The sequence below is a fragment of the Actinoplanes aureus genome (assembly GCF_015704865.1).
In the GTDB taxonomy this organism is placed as follows: domain Bacteria; phylum Actinomycetota; class Actinomycetes; order Mycobacteriales; family Micromonosporaceae; genus Actinoplanes; species Actinoplanes aureus.
In genome coordinates, this window is sequence record NZ_JADQTO010000012.1 from 1 (window position 1) to 20,176 (window position 20,176).

20 protein-coding genes and 1 pseudogene are annotated in these 20,176 nt (G+C 72.1%); 17 read left to right on the forward strand and 4 right to left on the reverse strand.

Features of this window, described 5'->3' with window-relative positions:
• Positions 1 to 847: 847 nt before the first annotated feature.
• The 10 genes and pseudogenes from I4J89_RS49775 to I4J89_RS24585 form a co-directional block, all read left to right on the forward strand.
• Positions 848 to 1,216, forward strand: a pseudogene (locus tag I4J89_RS49775) (spermine/spermidine synthase domain-containing protein); the annotation flags it as partial.
• 141 nt (positions 1,217 to 1,357) lie between these two features.
• Positions 1,358 to 2,293 (forward strand): DUF2332 domain-containing protein, encoded by a 936-nt coding sequence (locus I4J89_RS49780; protein ID WP_230859560.1) that lies wholly within the window; start codon positions 1,358 to 1,360, stop codon positions 2,291 to 2,293.
• Between the two features lie 35 nt (positions 2,294 to 2,328).
• Positions 2,329 to 2,688 carry a nuclear transport factor 2 family protein gene (locus I4J89_RS24550; RefSeq protein WP_196416416.1) on the forward strand — a complete coding sequence of 120 codons (360 nt, stop codon included), beginning with the start codon at positions 2,329 to 2,331 and terminating at the stop codon, positions 2,686 to 2,688.
• Positions 2,689 to 3,171: 483 nt separating this feature from the next.
• Positions 3,172 to 4,212, forward strand: coding sequence for a LacI family DNA-binding transcriptional regulator (locus tag I4J89_RS24555; protein ID WP_196416417.1), 1,041 nt, complete (start codon positions 3,172 to 3,174; stop codon positions 4,210 to 4,212).
• Between the two features lie 14 nt (positions 4,213 to 4,226).
• Complete coding sequence (bluB, locus tag I4J89_RS24560) at positions 4,227 to 4,865, forward strand: 5,6-dimethylbenzimidazole synthase (RefSeq protein ID WP_373688156.1); 639 nt, start codon at positions 4,227 to 4,229, stop codon at positions 4,863 to 4,865.
• 2 nt (positions 4,866 to 4,867) lie between these two features.
• Positions 4,868 to 5,710, forward strand: a complete 843-nt coding sequence (locus I4J89_RS24565) for a DUF72 domain-containing protein (RefSeq protein ID WP_196416650.1) — start codon at positions 4,868 to 4,870, stop codon at positions 5,708 to 5,710.
• Between the two features lie 15 nt (positions 5,711 to 5,725).
• Positions 5,726 to 6,139 (forward strand): hypothetical protein, encoded by a 414-nt coding sequence (locus I4J89_RS24570; RefSeq protein WP_196416419.1) that lies wholly within the window; start codon positions 5,726 to 5,728, stop codon positions 6,137 to 6,139.
• 62 nt (positions 6,140 to 6,201) lie between these two features.
• Complete coding sequence (locus I4J89_RS24575; RefSeq protein ID WP_196416420.1) at positions 6,202 to 6,507, forward strand: type VII secretion target; 306 nt, start codon at positions 6,202 to 6,204, stop codon at positions 6,505 to 6,507.
• Positions 6,504 to 8,150, forward strand: a complete 1,647-nt coding sequence (locus I4J89_RS24580; RefSeq protein ID WP_196416421.1) for an alpha/beta hydrolase — start codon at positions 6,504 to 6,506, stop codon at positions 8,148 to 8,150. Before I4J89_RS24575 ends, I4J89_RS24580 begins: the two co-directional genes overlap by 4 nt.
• A 92-nt stretch (positions 8,151 to 8,242) precedes the next feature.
• Positions 8,243 to 8,647, forward strand: a complete 405-nt coding sequence (locus I4J89_RS24585; RefSeq protein ID WP_196416422.1) for a hypothetical protein — start codon at positions 8,243 to 8,245, stop codon at positions 8,645 to 8,647.
• Positions 8,648 to 8,689: 42 nt separating this feature from the next.
• Here I4J89_RS24585 and I4J89_RS24590 read toward each other — a convergent pair whose 3' ends face one another.
• Positions 8,690 to 9,553 carry a poly(ethylene terephthalate) hydrolase family protein gene (locus tag I4J89_RS24590; RefSeq protein WP_196416651.1) on the reverse strand — a complete coding sequence of 288 codons (864 nt, stop codon included), beginning with the start codon at positions 9,551 to 9,553 and terminating at the stop codon, positions 8,690 to 8,692.
• A 239-nt stretch (positions 9,554 to 9,792) separates the two neighbouring features.
• Between I4J89_RS24590 and I4J89_RS24595 the strand changes: the two genes are divergently transcribed.
• Genes I4J89_RS24595 through I4J89_RS24610 form a run of 4 tightly spaced genes read left to right on the forward strand, consistent with a single transcriptional unit; the run spans position 9,793 to position 12,282 of the window.
• On the forward strand, positions 9,793 to 10,893 hold the full coding sequence (locus tag I4J89_RS24595) for an RNA ligase RtcB family protein (protein WP_309238460.1): 1,101 nt from the start codon (positions 9,793 to 9,795) through the stop codon (positions 10,891 to 10,893).
• A complete protein-coding gene (gene prfH, locus I4J89_RS24600) occupies positions 10,890 to 11,498 on the forward strand; it encodes a peptide chain release factor H (protein ID WP_196416424.1) in 609 nt (202 codons plus the stop codon). The genes I4J89_RS24595 and prfH overlap by 4 nt, the downstream gene beginning before the upstream one ends.
• Positions 11,499 to 11,545: 47 nt before the next feature.
• Complete coding sequence (locus tag I4J89_RS24605; RefSeq protein WP_196416425.1) at positions 11,546 to 11,941, forward strand: VOC family protein; 396 nt, start codon at positions 11,546 to 11,548, stop codon at positions 11,939 to 11,941.
• Complete coding sequence (locus I4J89_RS24610) at positions 11,941 to 12,282, forward strand: VOC family protein (protein WP_196416426.1); 342 nt, start codon at positions 11,941 to 11,943, stop codon at positions 12,280 to 12,282. The genes I4J89_RS24605 and I4J89_RS24610 overlap by 1 nt, the downstream gene beginning before the upstream one ends.
• A 128-nt stretch (positions 12,283 to 12,410) precedes the next feature.
• Here the strand turns inward: I4J89_RS24610 and I4J89_RS51580 are convergent, their stop codons facing one another.
• The 3 genes from I4J89_RS51580 to I4J89_RS51585 are packed head-to-tail and all read right to left on the reverse strand — an operon-like array spanning position 12,411 to position 17,278.
• Entirely contained in the window at positions 12,411 to 13,019 is a 609-nt protein-coding gene (locus I4J89_RS51580) for a TetR/AcrR family transcriptional regulator (protein ID WP_309238461.1), read from the reverse strand.
• Positions 13,016 to 13,582, reverse strand: coding sequence for a sugar O-acetyltransferase (locus I4J89_RS24620; protein ID WP_196416427.1), 567 nt, complete (start codon positions 13,580 to 13,582; stop codon positions 13,016 to 13,018). The genes I4J89_RS51580 and I4J89_RS24620 overlap by 4 nt, the downstream gene beginning before the upstream one ends.
• Before the next feature lie 15 nt (positions 13,583 to 13,597).
• Positions 13,598 to 17,278, reverse strand: coding sequence for an nSTAND1 domain-containing NTPase (locus I4J89_RS51585; RefSeq protein WP_196416428.1), 3,681 nt, complete (start codon positions 17,276 to 17,278; stop codon positions 13,598 to 13,600).
• Between the two features lie 243 nt (positions 17,279 to 17,521).
• Here I4J89_RS51585 and I4J89_RS24630 point away from each other — a divergent pair, with 243 nt between their 5' ends.
• The 3 genes from I4J89_RS24630 to I4J89_RS24640 are packed head-to-tail and all read left to right on the forward strand — an operon-like array spanning position 17,522 to position 20,169.
• On the forward strand, positions 17,522 to 18,943 hold the full coding sequence (locus tag I4J89_RS24630) for a M12 family metallopeptidase (RefSeq protein WP_196416429.1): 1,422 nt from the start codon (positions 17,522 to 17,524) through the stop codon (positions 18,941 to 18,943).
• A gap of 11 nt (positions 18,944 to 18,954) precedes the next feature.
• A complete protein-coding gene (locus I4J89_RS24635) occupies positions 18,955 to 19,203 on the forward strand; it encodes an ABC transporter permease (protein WP_196416430.1) in 249 nt (82 codons plus the stop codon).
• Between the two features lie 6 nt (positions 19,204 to 19,209).
• Complete coding sequence (locus I4J89_RS24640) at positions 19,210 to 20,169, forward strand: hypothetical protein (protein WP_196416431.1); 960 nt, start codon at positions 19,210 to 19,212, stop codon at positions 20,167 to 20,169.
• Positions 20,170 to 20,176 lie beyond the last annotated feature (7 nt).

Sequence of the window (20,176 nt, forward strand, 5' to 3'; positions counted from 1 at the left end):
CTGGTTCAGGCCACCACCATCGCCGTACCGCATGCTTCCAGCACACCCGAAACCGGCGAAACCGGTCGATCCCCCGAAAGCGTCTTCAATAGACCTGGCACAAACCCTGACCCCGAAAGCGCTCTAGATCTTCAGTCATCGAGGTGCGTTCGCCGGTCACTCCCATCAGCGGTATGCGTGACCGGCCGTCCCCGCAGGTGAGGAGGGCAGGCGGGTCCGGGCTGGCGCTGAGACACCGAACAGGACCTCCATGAGGTGGCTGGGCGCCAGCCGGCCGGACCCGGCTGGCCCTGACGCACCGGATGAGGCCTCCGGCACGTGGCTGAGTGCCAGCCGCGTGGGCGCGGCGGCACGTGAAAAGGGGGCGTGCAGCGATGTTGCGCCGCCACAGGCCGCAGCGCGGCGGGTTCGAGCCGTCGTTCGCGCACGTTATGGGGTGTGGTGGGGTGCGTGGGCTACGGCTGGCGGGGGCGGGCCGTCGCTCGCGCACGTCATGAGGTGCGGTGAGGTCCGTGGGCTACGGCCGGAGGAGGTCGGCCGTCGTTCGCGCACGTCGGGGGACGGGCCGGGCGGGACGGAGCGGTGTTTCCCGGCGGTCGCGGCCGGGACGGGGCGGTGCGCTCGCGTCGGGAGAGCGGGACGACAAGATTCCGGCGGGACGGCCGGTCACGCGCACCGGGAAAAGCGAGACCTCCGGATCCTGTTTAGAGTGCGATGAATGGACACTGTGGAGCGCGTCACCACCGACCGCGGTGAGCTGGTGCTGCGCCACCGAAACGGGCACTACGAGCTGATCAGCAACGGCGTCTTCCTGATGGACACCCGCTCCGGCGACTCCGAGCGGGCCATGATTCGCGAGGCCCTGGCCGCCGCCGGGCCGCGGCCGCGGCTGCTCATCGGGGGCCTCGGCGTCGGCTTCTCGCTGGCCGAGGCGGTCCGCTCCGACGCCGCCGAGATCGTCGTCGTCGAGATCGAACCCGCGGTGGTGAACTGGCACCGCGGCGTGCTGCGCCCCTACAGCGCGGGCGCCCTCGACGATCCCCGGGTACGGGTGGTCACCGCCGACCTGATCGCCTGGCTGGAGACGACCACCGACCGCTACGACGCCATCTGCCTGGACGTCGACAACGGCCCCGACTGGATCGTCTTCGCGGCCAACTCCCGGCTGTACGCCCCGGCCGGCCTGGACCTGCTGCGCGCCCGCCTCACCCCGGGCGGGGTCCTCGCGATCTGGAGCGCCGCCGACTCACCGCGGTTCGCCGCCGAGCTGGACCGGGCCGTCGGGCCCACCCGTACCGTGCGGATCCCGGTTCCACGGGGCGAACCGGATGTGGTGCACGTGGCATCATCGGCGATCATGACGACCGCGATGACCTACGCCGAGTTCGCCGCGCGCGAGGCGGCCGGCGAGTCACCCGCGTACGAGCAACTGGCCACCGCCGTCTCGCACGATGCCCGGCTGCTCGCCCGGCTGGACACGCTGCCTGCGGCGAAGCGCCAGCCCAACCTGATCTTCGCGGTCGTTCAGTTCCTCGGCGGTCCGGTGACCGACCCGGCCGCCTTCCTGGAGTTCACCGCCGCGAACTGGTCCGTCGTGGAGGAGCACATCCGGGCCCGGGCCACGCAGACCAACGAACCCGCCCGATGCGCGCTGTTGTTGCCGGTGCTGGCCACCCTGCCGCAGCCGCTCGCTCTGCTGGAGGTCGGCGCCTCGGCCGGCCTCAACCTGTTCCCGGACCGGTACGCGTACCGCTACGGCGAACACCGGATCGGCGACGGCGAGCCGGTGCTCGACTGCACGCTGACCGGAGCGGCGCCGCCGGACCGCGTACCCGAGGTGGCCTGGCGGGCCGGCCTCGACCTGAACCCCCTGGACGTCACCGACCCGGCCGACGCCCGCTGGTTGCAGGCCCTGATCTGGCCGGAGCAGGAGCATCGCCGCGCCCGCCTGCGCGCCGCGGCGCGCGTCGCCGCCGCCGACCCGCCTCACCTGGTCCGCGGTGACCTGGTCGACGACCTGCCCGCGCTGGCCGCCCAGGCGCCGGCCGGCGCCACCCTGGTCGTCTTCCACACCTCGGTGCTGTACCAGGTCCCGGCGGCACGCCGGCAGGCGTTCATCGATCTGGTACGCGGACTGCCCGCACACTGGATCGCCGTGGAGAACCCGTCGGTGATCGCCCACGACAACCTCCCGAACCCGCCCGGCGAGACCCTGCACAACGTCCTCAGCCTCGACGGCAAGCCGCTGGCCTGGGCCCGGGCCCACGGCGATGCCCTCACCTGGTTCGGCTGACCGCGGCGGTGGCCGCGGGCGTCTAGGGTGACCGCATGACCGAGGCTGAACTGCTCACCGCGGAACGGCGGCTCCAGGCCGCACAGCGTGCCGGCGACGTGGCCGAGCTGGACCGGCTGCTCGACGACCGGCTGATCGCAATCGGACCGGACGGCGCCCGCTACCGCAAGCAGGACGACCTGGACGCCTACCGGTCCGGCACGTCGGTGGTCCAGGAACTGGTCGAGGAGAGCGTGGACTCGCTGGTCGTCGGCACCACCGGCGTCACGTTCTTCACCGGTACGGTCTCCGGCACTTTCGGCGGCGAGCCGTTCTCCGCCCGGATGCGCTACACACGTACCTGGGCATACCAGGACGAATGGCGCATCATCGCCGCACACATCGCCGTGCTCTAACCCCCTTTGGCGGACGTCCGCCCACCGGTTCCGCTCTTTGGGGGTACGCGTGACCGCCCGTCCCGCCGAAGCCGACCCGTCCCCGCTCTCCCAGCGCGAGCCGGGCGTTCCCTCCCGGCCGCAGCGCGGCCGGGAGGGAAACGGCGCGCCGCCGCGGATGCCCGCATGGGCCCGGCGGTCGCCGGGCGGCCCGGAGTGGCAGGTGATCGCGGGCAGGGCGGGACTCCGCGTCACGCGTACCGGAAAAATGGGTTGGATCTTGATCCTCCGGCGGTGGGCATTCCTTCGGCCTGGTGGCGCTGGTCCAGGCGCACCCGGCGAAGTCGTACGATGTCGATCAAGGTCGACCCGCGGCGGCTCACCACGCGGGCGTTCCAGGGGTTGAAATGTTTCATCAGCCTTGGATCTCGCGCGGGCAACCAATGCACGCTCGCATGCTTTATGCTCCGATATGACGTTTCAAGCCGCGAGAGAAGAGGCCCGGTGAGCCAACCGCCCCGCAACGGCCGCGCCCCGTCGGTCAAGGACGTCGCCGCGGCCGCGGGCGTCTCGCTCGGCACGGTGTCGAACGTGCTCAATCGACCATCGGTGGTCAGCGCCACCACCCGCGAGCGGGTGGAGCGCGCCATGTCGGAGCTCGGCTTCGTCCGCAACGAGTCGGCCCGCCAGCTGCGCGCCGGCACCAGCCGCGCGCTGGCCTACGTCATGCTCGACGGGGGCAACCCGTTCTTCCACGACGTCGCCGAGGGCATCGAGACCGCCGCCGAGGCCGCCGACCTCTCTCTGTTCGTCTGCAACAGCAACAGTCGCGCCGAGCGCGAGGCCAAACACCTCGACCGGCTCGTTCAGCAGCGGGTCCAGGGCATCCTGATCACTCCGGTCGACCCGGACGCGCCGCACCTCGCCGAGATCGCCCGGCGTGGCATCCCGTTCGTCATGGTGGACCGGCTCAGCAGCGCCGGCGACCACTGCTCGGTCGCGGTGGATGACGTGCTCGGCGGCCGGATCGCCGTGGAGCACCTGCTCGACCGCGGTCACCGGCGGGTGGCGTTCGTCGGCGGACCGGCCAGCATCGGCCAGGTCCGCGAGCGCCTCCAGGGCGCCCGCGAGGTGTGGACCGAGTTCGGGATGGCCGAGGACGACCTGATCAACCTGCCCACCGACGCGCTCACCGTCAGCGAGGGCCGCTCCGCCGGCGAACGCCTGGCCGGCCTGCCCAGCCGCCGCCGGCCCACCGCCGCCTTCTGCGCCAACGACCTGCTCGCCCTCGGCCTGCTCCAGCACGCGGTCACCGCCGGCCTGCGCGTCCCCGACGATCTGGCGATCGTCGGCTTCGACGACATCGACTTCGCCGCCGCGGCGGCGGTCCCGCTCACCTCGGTGCGCCAGCCACGGCAGGAGCTGGGCCGGACGGCGGCACGCCTGGTCCTGGACGAGGCGACGAACCCGGACCACGTGCACGAGCAGGCGACGTTCGTCCCGGCGCTGGTGGCCCGGGCGTCCACCGGAACGGTGCGCCGGTAACGTCCCTCCTCGTGATCCACGAGCTCTACGAGGTAATCCACCGCCGCCGCGACGTGCGCGGCCAGTTCACCGGCGAGCCGATCCCGGACGACACCCTCGACCGGATCCTGACCGCCGCACACGCCGCACCCAGCGTCGGCCTCTCCCAGCCGTGGGACTTCGTCGTGATCCGCGACCCGGCCCTGAAGACCGCCTTCCACCAGCACGTCCGCGCCGAACGCGACGTCTTCGCCGCCACCCTCGACGGCGACGCCGCGACCCGCTTCGCCCGCATCAAGATCGACGGAGTGCTGGAGTCCAGCCTGTCGATCGTGGTCACCTACGACCCCTCGCGCGGCGGACCCGCGGTCCTCGGCCGGCACGCCATCGCCGACGCCGGCCTCTACTCGGTCTGCCTGGCCATCCAGAACCTGTGGCTGGCCGCCACCGCGGAACAGCTCGGCGTCGGCTGGGTCTCGTTCTACCGGGAGGACTTCCTGCGCGGCCTGCTCGGCATCCCGTCACACGTGCGCCCGGTCGCGTGGCTCTGCCTGGGCCCGGTCACCCACCTGGAGCGGGTACCCGACCTGGAACGGCACGGCTGGCGCCGGCGCGGGCCGCTCAGCCGGGTGGTGCACGATGACCGGTGGTCCTCCGGCAGGGAGTGTGAGTGACGATGCGCCTGCACGTCGGCTGCGCGATGTGGAGCCTCAAGTCCTGGCAGGGGCGCTTCCTGCCGCATCCGGCCACGCCGCCGGAGCGGCTGCGCGCGTACGCCGGATGGTGCAACGCCGTCGAAGGCAACACCACGTTCTACGCGACCCCGGCGCGCGACACCGTGGCCACCTGGGCCGAGCAGACCGACACCGGCTTCCGGTTCGTCCTGAAGCTACCCAAGGTGGTCACCCACGAGCACCGGCTCACCGGCGCCGACGAGCCGCTGCGCGCCTTCCTCGACGCCATCACCCCGCTGGGCCCGCGCACGCACGCACTCTGGGTGCAACTGCCGGGTTCCTTCGGACCCGGCGACCTGCCGGTTCTGTCGCGCTTCCTGCGGGGCCTGCCTACCGAGCATCGGTACGCCGTGGAAGTTCGCCATCCAGCCTTCTTCGACGACCCGCGCGGCCTCGAGGACGTGCTCGCCGAGGTCGGGGCGGAGTGGATCCCGTTCGACACCACCACGTTCTTCACCACCCCGCCGACCAGCGAGGCGGAACGCGACGCGTGGGCGAAGAAGCCGCGCCTGCCGTTGCGCACCCGGGCACTGACCGACCGGCCGATCGTCCGCTACCTGGGCCGGGACTCGGTGGAACGAACCGTCGAGGGCTGGCAGCGCTGGGTGGAGACCGTGGCGGGCTGGCTGCGCGAGGGCCGCTCACCGACGGTGTTCGTGCACACGCCGGACAACGCCGACGCGCCCGAACTGTGCCGGCGCTTCCACGACGAGGTCCGGGCGCGGGTGCCGCAGCTCGACCCGCTGCCGTCACCGGAGCCGGCCGGGCCGCCCACCCTGTTCTGACGTAGGTTTCCGGCCATGACAACGAGTATCGGCGGCCGGGCGGTGCTGTGGGCGCAGTGGGTGATGCTTGTCGCGTACCTGCTCGGCAGCTTCGGTGTGCTGCTGCTCGCCGTCGTGCAGACCGGGGACGCGGGTGCCCTGCTGGACCCGCGGCTGGAACGGCTCGGCGACCCGAAGGACTCCATGCCGGATTCGGTGTGGAATCCGCTGGCCTGGATGTTCGGTATCAGCCGGCTCGTCGCGATGCTCGTTTTCCTGGCAGCACCCGCTGCGCTGCTGCTCGGGTTGCTGGCGATCGCCCGCTCGCACTGGGCCGGCGACCGCAAGGTGTTCCGCTGGAGCGTCACCCTCACCGCGGCCTGGATCGTGGTGCTGATCGTCGCCCTGACCCCGTACGGGCAGCAGATGAACACCTGGCTGCTCGACTGAACCAGGCCGGCGTGGCGGGCGTACCCATCCACAGGTGACGAAGAGTGACCTGGGAGGGGACGGTGGCACTGCCCCACGAACTCGCGGTCGACGTGCCCGCCCTGGAACAGGCCGGCGCCGGCGTGGAGGCCGCCGCGGTGACCTTGAGTGATGCCCGGTCGTCGTCCGACGGGAACCTGGCGCCCGGCAGGCACGCCGGTTGGGACACCGCGACCACCGCCGCCGAGGCGGCCGGCGTCTGGAACGGATACCTGGACGGACTCGCCGCCGAGGTGCGCGGATTCGGCCGGGAGCTGCTCGCCGCGGCCCGGCGCATCCAGGCCACGGACCAGTCGTCCGGGCAGGACATCGACCGGGTGCCGAGATGAGTGCGCTCACCCTGCACCAGCTGCTGAACGCTGATCCCGGACCGTGGCACGCGGCCGCCTCAGCATGGCAGCGGCTGGCGGACCGCATCGACGACGCGGCCGAGCAGTTCATCGGCAGTACCCGCGATCTCGCGTATGCCTGGCCGTCCGGGGCCGGCGCCCGGGCCGCTGACGAGAAGGCCACCCGGATGCGGGCCGAGGTGAGCAACACCTACAACCCGGCGCGGCGCATCTACGACGCGCTCGACCGGCACGCGTACGGGGTTGGCGAACTCCGCCAGACAGCGGAGCAGATGGTCACTTCCGCCCGCCAGGCCGGGTTCACCGTCGACACCGCCAACGGTCGGGTCAGCGCGCCCGCTTCGGCGTATCTCGGCGGCAACCTGGACCGCACCGCCCGCGAGTTGAACGTGATCCTGGCAGACCTCGAAGCGGTCGTGGAGCGCGCCCGGGGCTTGGACGACTCGACCGCCAACGCGATCCGCGTCAACCTGCCCGACCCGCGCACGAGATTCGGTCAGACGACCCTGCCTCCGGTGACCCGGGCGACGGCCGAGGCACAGCGCGGGCGCCCGCCGGCGGACGTCAGGCGGTGGTGGGAGACGCTGACACCGCAGCAGCAGGAGCAGGCGATCCAGGACATGCCGGACCTGATCGGCTGGCTCGACGGGGTGCCCGCCAGCGACCGCGACACCGCCAACCGGCTGCGGCTGGAGCGCGACCAGAGTGAGCTCGCCGCCCGGGACGCCGCGATCGAGGCGCGCATGGATCAATTGCGGGAGAACATGGAGCGGCATGCGAACACGCGCGGCGGTTACAGCCCGGAACTGAACGGCCTGTTCCGCGAGCAAGAAGTCATTCGGGCGCAGCTGGCCGATCTCGGCAGGGTCGAAACCAAGTTGGCGGATCTGGGCGCTAGCGGGATGCTGCTCGGCGTCGACCCGGCCGGTGACGGCAAAGTGATCGTCTCGGTGGGCGATCCCGACACCGCCCGGCACACCGCTGTCTGGGTTCCCGGAGTCGGCACGATGATGGGCGACGTTTCCGGCAACGTCGACCGGGTCGTCAACCTCAAGGACACCGCTGATGGCCTCACCAGCGCGACGAACGACGTCGCCGCGATCATGTGGCTCGGCTACGACGCGCCGGAGTTGAACGCCACGGCGGTCGGGCATGAGCGTTCCGAGCAGGGCGGCGCTTTCCTCGACCGCTTCGTCGACGGGCTCCGGGCAACGAACTCGGAGCAGATCCGGCAATTGACGGTTGTGGGACACAGCTACGGCTCCACGGTGGTCGCCGAAGCGGCCCTCGACGCCAACGGGCTCGCCGTGGACGACATCATCACAGCGGGCAGTCCGGGTATGCACACCGATCGTGCCGAGGATCTCGGCATCGACCCGCGCCACGTCTGGGCCGGCCGGGCGGAGGGTGACGGCATCGCCGGCGCCGCCGGCAGCTTCCCGTTCGTTCACGACAACGAACCGAGCGACGGGGACTTCGGTGCCAACCGGTTCACCGTCGACACTCATGGGCACAGCGCCTACTGGGATCGCGACACCGAAAGCCTGCGCAATCAGGCGCACATCATGGTCGGGAAGTACGACAAGGTTGGCTTGGACCACGGAGAGGCGCCGGCATCATGACCCGTCGAGATCTGGTTGTGACACACGCCCTGGTCGGAGGGCTGGTTGCCGCGCTGGTGGCACTGACGAGTTGTTCCGGCGGAGGAGACGACATGCTGGCGATGCCTCAGGAAGACGCGAAGCAGGAGGTCGTCCGGCAGGCCGAAGCCATCCGTGTCGCGGTTGGCGCGGACCGGTTCAGCCAGGCGAAGGCGAACGTCACCCCCTGCGAAGGCCGCCGGGGTGAGCTGTCCGATTCCGCGGAGGTGTACTACGTGCAGGGCATCTACCAGATGCTGATTCCGGTCGCGGAGCACCTCACCGTCCTCGCCAAGGCGCGCTCCGCCCTGGAGAGCAGCGGCTACACCATCGAGAAGGAGCGCACGTTCCCGGTCAGCGGCGGCGGGGAGATCACCGCTGGTGCCGCCAACGGGTACAGCGCGAGCCTTACCAGTGGGGACGAGTTGGCGATGCTCCTCATGGTGTCGTCGCCCTGCTACCGGACGCCGGCGGCTTGACGGCGGGCCCGGCGACCTCGCCGGGCCCGCCGTCACGAGCGGTCAGGAGTGCGGGCAGGTGTTGCGGTATTCCTGGATCGCCGAGCCGGACGGGGCCGGGCAGAGGAACTGCTCGTAGCGGGTGTCGTTGTCGATGAAGCGCTTGAGCCACGACAGGCTGTACTTCGCCACGGTGACGTTGCCGCCCGAGGTGGGTGCGGAGTGGCTGGCGTTGTTCAGCTCCAGGTAGGCCTTCTCCGGCGCCGACGTGAGGCTGGTGTAGAACGGCTCGGAGTGTGAGGTGACCGGCGCGACCGTGTCGTTCTCCGCGCCGATGATCATGACCGGGACCCGGACGCTGGTCCACGACTTGGTGCCGTGCCACGGGGTCAGCGGCACCGCCGCCTGTAGTGCGGGCCGGGTGCGTGCCGCGGCGAGGCTGCCGCCGCCACCCATCGAGTGGCCCATGACGCCGAGGCGGGTGGCGTCGATGCGGGTGCGCACCGAGCTGCGCTGGGTCAGGTAGTCGAGGGCCGCGAGCAGCTGCGTGCCGCGGCTGTCCGGCTGATCGAGCGTGCTCAGCGTGTCGATGGTGATCACCACGAAGCCCTGGGAGGCGAGCCGCGGGCCGAGCCAGGCGATGCTGGACTGGGAGGCGGTGAAGCCGGGGGAGATGGCGACCGCGCCGAACGTGCCGGCCGAGGTGCTGGTGGGGTAGTAGACGGTGCCGCCGCCGAACCCGGTCACGCTGGAGCGGGAGACGGTGACCTGGCTGATCGCGAACGATCCGCGGCTGGCTTCGATGCTGGCGTTGGTCGGTGCGGGGCCGCGCTCGTACGGGTTGGCGGCGACGGCCGGTGCCGCGGGGGCGATCAGCAGCGCGGCGATGGCGGCGCAGAAGGCTGTCCGGAGGGTGGAGACGGGCATCGGGAACTCCCAGGGGATAGGCGGGAGAATGATTGCCATCGATGGATGTAATGAAGGTAACCCGTCAGTAACAAAGTGGTAATCCCAGCCGCTACCTGCCGCCGTGTTATGTAGTTGGCGGCGTGCCAAGAACGAAATTCGATTGCCGCGCCGGGCCGGCTCGGCCAGGGTGGTCCGCATGACGTCACCCACGAAGCGCCCTCAGCCCTCAGCCCCACTTCTTGCAGAAGAGAGCCTTCGTGCAGTCCACCTCCGCCACCGTCAAAGTCTTCGCCGCAGCTGGTAGCTGGATCGAGTCCGACGCCGTCGCGCAGTGCCACCAGGTGGCCGCGCTGGACGGCATGATCCACGTCGCCGGGATGCCCGACCTGCACCCCGGCAAGGGTGCCCCGATCGGCGCCGCGATGGCGTCGAGCGTGCTCTACCCGCTCCTGGTCGGCTCCGACATCGGCTGCGGCATCGCGGTCTTCCCGATCCGGCTCAAGCGTGTCGTGCCGGAGCGCGTCGCCGCCCGCTTCCCCGACCTGGACAAGCCGGTCGACCCCGATGACCTGGCCGGTGCCGACATCCCGGCCGGTTACACCGACAGCCTCGGCACGGTCGGCCGCGGCAACCACTTCGTCGAGCTCGCCCGTGTCGACGGTGTTCTCGACGCCGGGCACGCGAGCCGGCTGGGCCTGTCCGGCGGCGACCTGGTCCTGATCGTCCACAGCGGTTCGCGCGGCCTCGGCGAGCGGATCCTGCGGGCACACACCGAGGTCCACGGCGCCGGCCCGGCCCCGGACCCGGCGGCGTATCTGGAAATGCACGACGCCGCCGTCCGCTGGGGTGCGCTGAACCGGCGGCTGATGGCCGCCCGGGTCGCCGAGGCGCTCGGCGCCGAGGTCACCGAGCCGATCGTCGACGTCTGCCACAACTCGGTCGAGATCCGCGACGGCGTCTATCTGCACCGCAAGGGCGCCGCCCCGGGCGACGGCGGGGACGTGCTCATCGCCGGCACCCGCGGCACGCACTCCTACCTGGTGGCCGCGCACGCCGGCCCGGAGGCCGGGCATTCGGTCGCGCACGGCGCGGGACGCAAGATGTCAAGGGCGGACGCGCTGCGCCGCGGCAAGGCCAAGCACACCGTCGAGGAGCTGCGGCGTACGCCGGTCGGCTCGCTTGTCGTGTGCGGCGACCGGCAACTGCTCTTCGAGGAGGCGCCGACCGCGTACAAGCGGATCGAGCAGGTGATCGGCGACCTGGTCGGGCACGGCCTGGCCACGCCGGTCGTCACCACGGTGCCGGTCGTGACGTACAAGACGGCCGACCTCGGCCCGCGCAAGGGCGGGCGGCGATGAGCGTACCCCTGCTGTTGTCGGCCGGTCGCGGCCCGCAGGAGTGCGCCTGGGCGGTGGCCCGCCTGCTGGCCCGGCTGGAGGCCGGCGCCCAGCGGCGCAAGCTGGCCACCCGGCGGGTGGAGAGCGTGCCGGGCGAGCGGCCCGGCACGTTTCGCTCGGTCCTCGTCGAGATCACCGGCGAGGGCGCCGAGGAGTTCGCCGGGTCCTGGACCGGCACGCTGTGCTGGCAGGCGCCCAGCCCGTACCGGACCGGGACCGGCCGCAAGAACTGGTACGTGACCGCGCGGCCGGTCGGGGCCGGTGCCAAGCGCACGCCGTTCGCCGAGTCGGACGTCGAGATCGTCGCCTGCCGCACCGGCGGGCCCGGTGGCCAGCACCGCAACAAGGCGAGCACCGCGGTTCGCGCCCGGCACCGCCCCACCGGAGCCGTCGTCGTGGTCGACACCGAGCGCCAGTTCAGCCTGAACCGCGGCATCGCCCTGCGCCTGCTGCGTGAACGCCTCGAGGCGAGCGACGCGGCGGCCGGAAGCGCCGTGGTCGAGGCCCGATGGCGGGTGCACGACGAACTCGTCCGCGGCAACCCCACGCGCGTCGAACGGCCATAGACTCGCCGCGAGAGTTTTCGTTGACCGTGAATGGGGGTCCGCCTGCGATGAGTTCGTTCCGGGACGTTTCCACCATCCTCTATGTCGAAGATCTGGACGCCTCGCTGGTGTTCTACCGGGATCTGCTCGGGTTCGCGCAGACCTATCAGTTCCCACCCGACGGGACCGCGGTCTTCGTCGGCCTGGAGCACGGCATCTCGCTGGCGGCGGTCAACGACGGGGAGCTCGGCTCCCACGGCCAGCCGATCCGGATGCGGGTCGGCCGCCCGTTCGAGTTGTGCGTCTACACCGACGACGTGGACAAGGCGCTGAGCACGCTGCGGGCGCGGCAGGTGCCGGTGCTGGCCGAGCCGGCCGATCAGCCGTGGGGCGAGCGGATGGCGTACGTCGCCGACCCGGACGGCAACCCGGTCATGATCTGCGCACCCGTGGCGTCGTCCTGATGGCCGTCGACCTGTTCGCCGGGGTCTCGGTCAGCGACTACCCGGCGGCGCTGACGTGGTACGAGAAGCTGCTCGGCGCGCCGCCGGCCTTCCACCCGAACGACGTCGAAGCGGTGTGGGAGCTGGCCGAGCATCGGTACCTGTACGTCGAGCACCGCCCGGCGCACGCCGGGCACGCCTTGATCACGCTGTTCGTCGGCGACCTGGACGAGCGGGTGGCCGGGATCTCGGCGCGCGGGCTGGAGCCGGCGAAGCGGGAGACCTACGACAACGGCGTCCGCAAGATCACCTATGTGGATCCGGAGGGAAACGAGATCGGCCTGGGCGGCGGGCCAGGCTGACGCGACACGGGGCGGCGGCGACCCGAACCGGTGCCGCCGCCGCACCCCGTACCCGTGCCGGGCCGTACGGGCCCTCATGAATTCGAACGCTTTGAGGCCCTGATTTGGTTGCAGCTGTAACCGAATTTTCACAAGAAGGCGCGGCGGACGATCTCGCGGATCTCCTCCCGCGGCACCGGGGCGGTGGCCAGGATCTTGTGGATGACCAGGCCTTCGATCAGCGCGTCGACGCCCCGGGCGATGGTCGGGTCGACGAACCGCTCCAGCACCGCCCGGCTGCTGCGCATCCAGCTGTCGGTCACCTCGCGCAGGACCGGGTCGCGCAGCGCCGCGAGGTACAGCTCGTAGGCGATCGCCCAGTCCTCCTGGTCGGCGCCGGCGTCACCGTCGATCAGGTCGGTGACGGCGTCGACGAGCTGCTCCCGGTCGTGCACGCCGTCGAAGTGCGCGGCGTAGATCGCCGCCATCCGCTCGGCGTGCCGCCGGAACGCGCTCGTACGCAGATCCTCGAGGCCGGTGAAGTGGTAGGTCAGCGAGCCCAGCGGCACGTCGGCCGCGGCGGCGATCAGCCGGTGCGTGGTGCCGGCGACGCCGTGCTCGGCGATGACCCGGATGGCCGCGTCGATGATCCGGTCCTTGCGGTCCGGGTCGTGCCGGCGGGCTCGCCGCGCCACCGGCCCGCCGGCCGCGGGCACCTCGCGCCGCGGTGCCGGCGGGCCGGAGCGGGTGTCGTTCACAGCTCGCGGACGACGCGTGCCGGCGATCCGACCGCGACCACGTTCGCCGGCAGGTCACGGACGACGACCGCGCCGGCGCCGACCACGGTGTTCTCCCCGATCGTCACGCCGGGGCAGACGATGGCGCCGCCGCCGAGCCAGACGTTGTCGCCGATCACGATGGGTTCGGCCGACTCCCACTTGTCGCGGCGCGGGCCAGGCTCGAGCGGGTGGGTGGCGGTGAGCAGTTGGACGTTGGGACCGATCTGCACGTCCTCGCCGATGGTCACCTTCGCGACGTCCAGGATGATCAGTCCGAAGTTGGCGAACGAGCGGGCGCCGAAGAAGGTCTGATAGCCGTAGTCGCAGTGCAGCGGCGGGCGGATCTCGCCGCCCTCGCCGAACGAGCCGAGCAACTCGGTGAGCAGCTCTCGACGCCGGTCGTAATCGGTCGGATCGATCGTGTTGATCTCGTGGCTGAGGCGCTGGGCCCGCGCGATGTCGCGGGCGATCTCGGGATCGTCGGCGATGTACAGCTCACCGGAGAGCATCCGCTCACGCATGCTCTTCTCACTCACGGTCATGTGTACAAACGTACGCTATTGCCGCCAGCAGGCTCGGCGATACGGCCGCCCAGGCAGGAAGTCCGCCCATTCCTGTGCGGTCAGCTCCCGCCCGGCCAGGGCGCACAGACGCCGCCGCGACGACGCGGCGTCCACGTCCCACAGCCGCGCCACGTGGTCCGCGCTGGCCGAGGCCACCTTACGGCCGTCCGGGCTGAAGGCGAGCCCGCTCACCCAGCCGTGGTGCTCGGTCACGGTGGCGAGCTCACGCCGGGCGTCGATGTCCCACAGGCGGATCGTCTCGTCGTCGGCGCCGGACGCGATCGTACGGCCGTCCCGACTCGCCGCGATCGACCAGATCCATCCGGTGTGGCCGGTGAGGATCGATCGGGCCCGGCGGTTGGTCAGGTCCCAGACCCTGATCGTCGCGTCCTGGCCGGCCGAGACCAGCGTGCGGTCGCCGGCGACGAAGGCGAGCGCCGAGACCCACCCGGAGTGCCCGGTCAGCGCGGCGAGTTCGCGCCGGCCGGCGACGTCCCAGAGGCGTACGGTCCGGTCGTCGCTGCCGGTGGCCAGCAGGGCGCCGTCATGGCTGAAGGCCACCGCCGACACCCAGCCGGTGTGCCCGGTCAGTGCGGCGAGTTCGCGCCGGCCGGCGACGTCCCAGAGGCGGACCGTGCGATCGTGGCCGGTGGTGGCCAGGATCCGGCCGTCCGGGCTGAAGGCGGCGCCGCGCGCGACGTCGGTGTGCCCGCTCAGCGATGCGATCTGCCGGCGTGCCGGGACGTCCCAGAGCCGTACCGTCCGGTCCGCGCCCGCGGTGGCCGCGATCGTGCCGTCCGGGCTGAACGCGACCGCGCTCACGCCGCCGGTGTGACCGGTGAGGCGGGCCGTCTCGGGGCCGCCGCCCGGATCCCAGAACCGGAGGGTGCCGTCCTCGCTCGCGGTGGCCAGCGCGCGCCCGTCCGGCCGGTACGCGACCGCGGTCACCGGACCGGTGTGCCCGGCGAGCCGGATGTGTGAGCGGCTGGTCGCGGTGTCCCACACCCGGATCGTGTGATCCTGCCCGGCGGTCGCGAGCGTGTGCCCGTCCGGGCTGAACGCCACCCCGGAGATCCAGTCGATGTGACCCCGGTGCCGGGCGATCTCCTGCCGGCCGGCGACGTCCCACACCCGTACGGTGCCGTCCTGCCCGGCCGACAGCAGCCGGCGCCCGTCGGCGGCGAACGTGACACTGGTGACGACATCGGTGTGCCCGGCGAGTGCCGCGACCGGCCGCCCGCCGGGCACCTCCCACAGCCGTACGGTGCCGTCGTCGCCGGCCCCGGCCACCGTCGCGCCGTCCGGGGCGAACGTCACCGCGCGCAGCGGGCCGTCCTGCCCACCCAGCCGGGCTGTCTGCCGCCCGCTCGCCGGGTCCCAGAACCGCAGCGTGCCGTCGACGCCGGCGGTCGCCAGCCGCGATCCGTCGGGGGCGAACGCGACGCCACGCACCCAGCCGGTGTGCCCGGCCAGGGTGTGCCGGGCGCGCCGGGTGGCCAGGTCCCAGATCAGCACCGTGCCGGCCACATCGGCGCTCGCCAGGCTCCGGCCGTCCGAGGTGAACGCCACCCGGCGGGCCCGATCGCGATGCCCGGCCAGCACGGCGATCTGGCGGCGTGCCGCGACGTCCCAGAGCCGGACCACGCGGTCGTCACCGGCCGACGCCAGTACCCGGCCGTCGGGGCTGAAGGCCAGCCCGTAGACCCGATCGGTGTGCGCGGTCAGGATCGCCGACTCCCGGCGCGCGCCCACGTCCCACAGGCGGACGCTGCCGTCGACGCTCCCGGACGCCAGCAGGCGCCCGCCCGCGCCGAACGCGACACCCGCGACCCGGTCGGCGTGCCCGGCCAGCAGGGTGACGGTGTTCGCATGCGCGAGGAAGTGCCGCAGCACGCCACCGCGAGCCTCGGCGGTGTCGGCCTCCGCCGCTGCTTGAAGGCTGAGCAGGATGGACTCGATCGGCCGCTCGTTGACCGTCGCGTCGGCCTGCGCTGCCAGCGCTCGCGAGGTGGCCAGGCGCTCCTGTCGTGCGAGATCGCGGCGCTGCACGGCACCGGCGACGCCCAGCCCGCCGGCCAGGACGAGCAGCACGACCAGACCGGCGACCAGGGCGCGCAGGCCGCGTACCACCCGGCCGTGCCACCGGGCCCCGGCCTCGATGAACGCGCGTTCCTGCGCACCCACGTCGGTGGCCCGTTCGCGCAGCCACCGCTGCGCTTCGGCCAGTGGCGCCCCGCGCAGCAGCGTCCCGGTGTCCTCACCGCTGAGCCGGTGCTGTTCCATCGCGGTCCGCAGCCGTTCCTGCCAGATCCGGAAGTCACGGTCGGCCTCGACCCAGCCGCGCAGCCGCTCCCAGCCGGTGACCAGCGCCTCGTGTGCCAGCTCCGCCGTCTCCACGCCGGCGTCGTCGCGGCCGATCACGATCAGCCGGGTGGTCGCGAGGCGCTGGGCGACCGGCCACAGCGTCTCGCCGAGTTCCGTACGCCTGGCGACCCGGCGGGTCGGCTGCTGCCCGCCGTCCGGCCGGACCAGCTGCCGGAACAGCCGGATCAGTTCCGGCGTGGTGGTCGTCGCCGGGCGGCAGACGTCGTCGGCGTACCGGGTCAGGGCGCCCGCGACGCCGCCGAGAGCCTGGTACGCCATATGGGTGAGCAGGTCGCCGGTACGGCGCTCCCAGAGCACCGTCAGGGAGAACTCGAGCAGGGCGAGGTGGCCCGGATCGTCACCGGCGTCGGCGAGGATCCGGTCGACGAGACCCGCCTCGTACCGGATCCCGGTGGGCAGTGGTCCCTCGATGGCCCGGCGGAGCTGGTCCCGCGTCATCCGGCCGGTGACGATCATCGAGTCCTGGATCGCCGCGGACAGTGCCGGGTGCTCCAGTGCCCGGCTGAGGAAGTCCGCCCGGAGGGTGAGCACCACGGTCACCGCCGTGGCGGCGGCGAGCAGCAGGTCGACGAACTCCCGGGCCGGCACCGGCCCGCGCTGGTACACCTCCTCGAACTGGTCGACCACCAGCAGGACCGGTCCCGTGCCGTGGACCGCCTCGGCGACCGCCGCGGCTCCCTGATCGATCAGCCGCAGCTCGAGGGCGGCCGGGTCGGCGCCGGTCAGCCGGGCCAGCGCCGCCGCCATCGCGGCCTCCGGCGTCGGCCCGCTCGCCGGGCGCAGCACGGCGACCGCCCAGCCGCTGGACCGCAGCCGCGGCACCGCGCCGGCCAGCACCAGCGACGACTTCCCGCTGCCGGACGGGCCGGCCACCGCGACCACGGCGTTGCGTTCCACCGCGTCCACCAGCCGGTCGGTGAGTTCCTCCCGGCCGAAGAAGAGTGCGGCGTCGGTCTCCTCGAAGGCGCGCAACCCGCGGTACGGGCACGGCAGCCGGGCCGGCTCGGCGCGCCGGTCGTGGCGCCGCAGGGCGGTGTGCACCTCCAGCAGCACGCCGTGCCGGCGCCGCCACCGGTCCAGTGTGGCCGGGTCGTCGCCGGCGCAGGCCCGCACCAGCGGTTCGACGAGCCGGCTCCAGTCCGGCGGCCGGCTGACGTTGCCGGAGAGGATCTCGTACAGCTGGGACCGGCTGTAGCCGAGGCGGTGGGCCAGGGCGGCACGCTTCACGCCGGAGCTCTCCTGGAGGCGCCGCAGGTCGGCGCAGAACTCGGCGACCGGACTACTGGGCACGCCCGTCACATCGGACGAGCCTATGCCCGTGCCGCCGCGGCGATCGGCGGGTTGACGGGCATGTGACAGCGCCGGACGACTCCGGCCGGCTGTCCGGAGTTGTCCGGTGCGACGCCGCCCACCGGGGCGCCGGCCTGCGGCGACGGCGGCGGTTCCGGACCCGGTCCGGTCTTCGCGACACGACCGGTGTCAGCGGTTGGACTGGCGTTGACAACGGAGACCGCACCGGGGGAGGAGACCGCGATGGGACTCGCGCGGACCGGAGCACGCTGGCGCTGGGTGAACGGCGTCATCCCGTACACGATCAATGAGGAGGACTTCCCGCCGGGCAGCAGCCCGGAACGGACGGCCATCGACGCGGCCGTCACCGAATGGAACACCCGGACCACGATCACGCTCCGGCCGCGGCAGCGCGAGGCGAACTACATCGAGTTCGTCCGCGCCGACGAGGCCGGAGCCTGCAGCAGCCACGTCGGGCGACGGCAGTTCCCGGGTGCGCAGCAGATCCCGTGCAATCCGGCGGGCGGCGCGCTGGTGCACGAGATCGGCCACGCGGCCGGGCTGTTCCACGAACACCAGCGGGAGGATCGCAACGCCTTCGTCACGGTGTTCGTGCAGAACGCCCGCTCGGACAAGCAGGGCAACTTCCCGCGGCACGTCGACGACGGCGACGACATCGGAGCGTACGACTACGGGTCCGTCATGCACTACAACTCGCGGGCCTTCGCGGTGGACTGGCGGCAGGCGCACGCGTTGCCGGACAAGACCAGCCGGGCGGCGCCGGCGCTCGCCTCGACCGGCCGGGAACTGCACATGGTGCACCTCGGCGAGTCGTCCAACACGTTGTGGCACTCCTGGACCCCGGACGGCATGTCCTGGACCGACGACGAGGCGATCCCCGACCAGAGCAGCAAGGCGGCGCCCGCCCTGGCCGTCCTCAACGGCGACCTGCACATGGTGCACCTCGGCAACAGCTCCAACGACATCTGGTACTCGGTGTCGAGGGACCTGCGGGAGTGGGAGAAGAACGTCCGGGTCGAGGACCAGAAGAGCAAGGCCACTCCGGCGCTCGCGGCGTTCAACGGTGAACTGCACATGGTCCACCTGGGTGACAGCTCGAACGACCTGTGGCACTCGTGGACCCGGGACGGCCGGTCCTGGGAGGAACGCCGGATCCCCGACCAGAAGAGCAAGGCCACTCCGGCGCTGGCCGCGTACGGCGGACGCCTGCACCTGGTGCACCTGGGTGACAGCTCGAACGACCTGTGGCACTCGTCGACCCGCGACGGCCGTACCTGGACGGCGAACCGGCGGATCAAGGATCAGCGCAGCCAGGCGCCGCCCGGCATGTGCGAGTTCGGTGGCCTGCTGCACCTGGCCCATGTCGGAGAGTCGTCGGCCACGATCTGGCACTCCACCTACGACGGCACCGACTGGCGGCCCAACGACCGCGACGACAACAACGAGAGCCGCCGCACGCCGGCGCTCGCGGTCCTCGACGGCGCGCTGCACTCGGTGCACCGCGGCAAGAGCAGTTCGCGGCTGTGGCACACGACGCGCGACACCGGCCTGCGCGTCATCGTCTTCCCGCCCGGCGTGCCGAACGGCGGAAACGGCCACCTGAGCGCCGGGGACATCGCCACCATCCGGCGGCTGTACCCGTGAGGAGGAGAGTCATGTCCGGTACCCGAGGGCTGCGAGCACGATTCTGGGCCGAGGCGGTGCTCGCGGGTCTGACCGCCCTGCTCACCCTGATCACCCTCGTCTCGCGGGAGTGGATCGAGATCCTCTTCGGGGTCTCGCCGGACGGCGGTGACGGGTCGCTGGAGTGGGCCCTCGTCGTCCTGCTGGGCCTGGCGACCGTCACGTTCGCGCTGCTGGCGCGGGCGGAGTGGCGGCGGGCCACGGTGTACGCCGCGAGGTGACCAGCCATGTCCGACTATCGGGTCCTCCCGGTCGAGCCCTCCTTGCGAGGGCCGTCCGGGGAGGGCCACCAGATCCAGCTCGACGGCATCGTCGAGCGGGTGACGCTGTTCCACGGCCGGGCGGACGAGGAGTTCGACTGGCACGTGTATCTGCGGCTTCCGAACGCCACCGCCGACCGGCTGCAGCGTTTCCTGCGGCAGAACGGCATACGGGTGGCCGCGGAGCACGTCGCCCGGCCGTACTGCGAGCTGATGCTCGTCGACGACCGGCACAAGCGGGGCATCACCTGGCCGCCGTGGCAGGCGTCGTGGCAGTGGCGGTACGACTCGGCCGACCTGACCGCGGCGCTGCGCCTGTCGGGCGGCGACCACCCGGCCTACGATCTGGGCCGCCCGGTGGCGAACGAGCCCGGTGAGAACCGCGATCTGTCGACGGCCTCGCGCCTGGCCCGGGATCGGGGCCGGATCGCCATGCAGGGCCTGCTGGTCCTGGATACCGCGCACGACACCCTGGAGATCCACCCGCCGGACAGCTTGGCCTTCGCCATGGACACCGACGGGCGTACGCTCTCCGCCCGCCCGGGTGAGGCCGGCTGGCCGGACCGGACCGTCCGCTGGCGGGTGGCCTGGTTCGCCAACTCGGGCCGGCACCGGGTGAGCGCCGAAACACCGCTCCAGCAGCAGCGCACGACCGCCTGGTACCTGGACCCGCCGACTCCGGCGCCCACCCTGCCGCACCTGGACGTCTCCACCGAGGCGGTGCGGCTGTGGGACAGCAAAGCCGGCGAGTGGTACGACCGCCGCGGAGTCGCCGAGCTGGAGGCGGCACGTTTCGCCGCCGACCCGCGGGACGGGCAGCGTCGCCTGCTGGTCAGCGCGACCATGCAGGTGCCCGGCAACCGGGGCGGGCTGGTGGTGCGGGACTACCTGATACGCCGGCGCCCGCCGGTGGTGAAGCCGATCTGACGCGGAG

Excerpts from the sequence above, each read along its gene's own strand:
- I4J89_RS49780 (WP_230859560.1), top strand. The coding sequence starts at position 1,358 with ATGACGACCGCGATGACCTACGCCGAGTTCGCCGCGCGCGAGGCGGCC.
- I4J89_RS24550 (WP_196416416.1), top strand. The coding sequence starts at position 2,329 with ATGACCGAGGCTGAACTGCTCACCGCGGAACGGCGGCTCCAGGCCGCA.
- I4J89_RS24565 (WP_196416650.1), top strand. The coding sequence starts at position 4,868 with ATGCGCCTGCACGTCGGCTGCGCGATGTGGAGCCTCAAGTCCTGGCAG.
- I4J89_RS24570 (WP_196416419.1), top strand. The coding sequence starts at position 5,726 with ATGACAACGAGTATCGGCGGCCGGGCGGTGCTGTGGGCGCAGTGGGTG.
- I4J89_RS24580 (WP_196416421.1), top strand. The coding sequence starts at position 6,504 with ATGAGTGCGCTCACCCTGCACCAGCTGCTGAACGCTGATCCCGGACCG.
- I4J89_RS24585 (WP_196416422.1), top strand. The coding sequence starts at position 8,243 with ATGCTGGCGATGCCTCAGGAAGACGCGAAGCAGGAGGTCGTCCGGCAG.
- I4J89_RS24590 (WP_196416651.1), bottom strand. The coding sequence starts at position 9,553 with ATGCCCGTCTCCACCCTCCGGACAGCCTTCTGCGCCGCCATCGCCGCG.
- prfH (WP_196416424.1), top strand. The coding sequence starts at position 10,890 with ATGAGCGTACCCCTGCTGTTGTCGGCCGGTCGCGGCCCGCAGGAGTGC.
- I4J89_RS24605 (WP_196416425.1), top strand. The coding sequence starts at position 11,546 with ATGAGTTCGTTCCGGGACGTTTCCACCATCCTCTATGTCGAAGATCTG.
- I4J89_RS24610 (WP_196416426.1), top strand. The coding sequence starts at position 11,941 with ATGGCCGTCGACCTGTTCGCCGGGGTCTCGGTCAGCGACTACCCGGCG.
- I4J89_RS24620 (WP_196416427.1), bottom strand. The coding sequence starts at position 13,582 with ATGACCGTGAGTGAGAAGAGCATGCGTGAGCGGATGCTCTCCGGTGAG.
- I4J89_RS24630 (WP_196416429.1), top strand. The coding sequence starts at position 17,522 with ATGGGACTCGCGCGGACCGGAGCACGCTGGCGCTGGGTGAACGGCGTC.
- I4J89_RS24635 (WP_196416430.1), top strand. The coding sequence starts at position 18,955 with ATGTCCGGTACCCGAGGGCTGCGAGCACGATTCTGGGCCGAGGCGGTG.
- I4J89_RS24640 (WP_196416431.1), top strand. The coding sequence starts at position 19,210 with ATGTCCGACTATCGGGTCCTCCCGGTCGAGCCCTCCTTGCGAGGGCCG.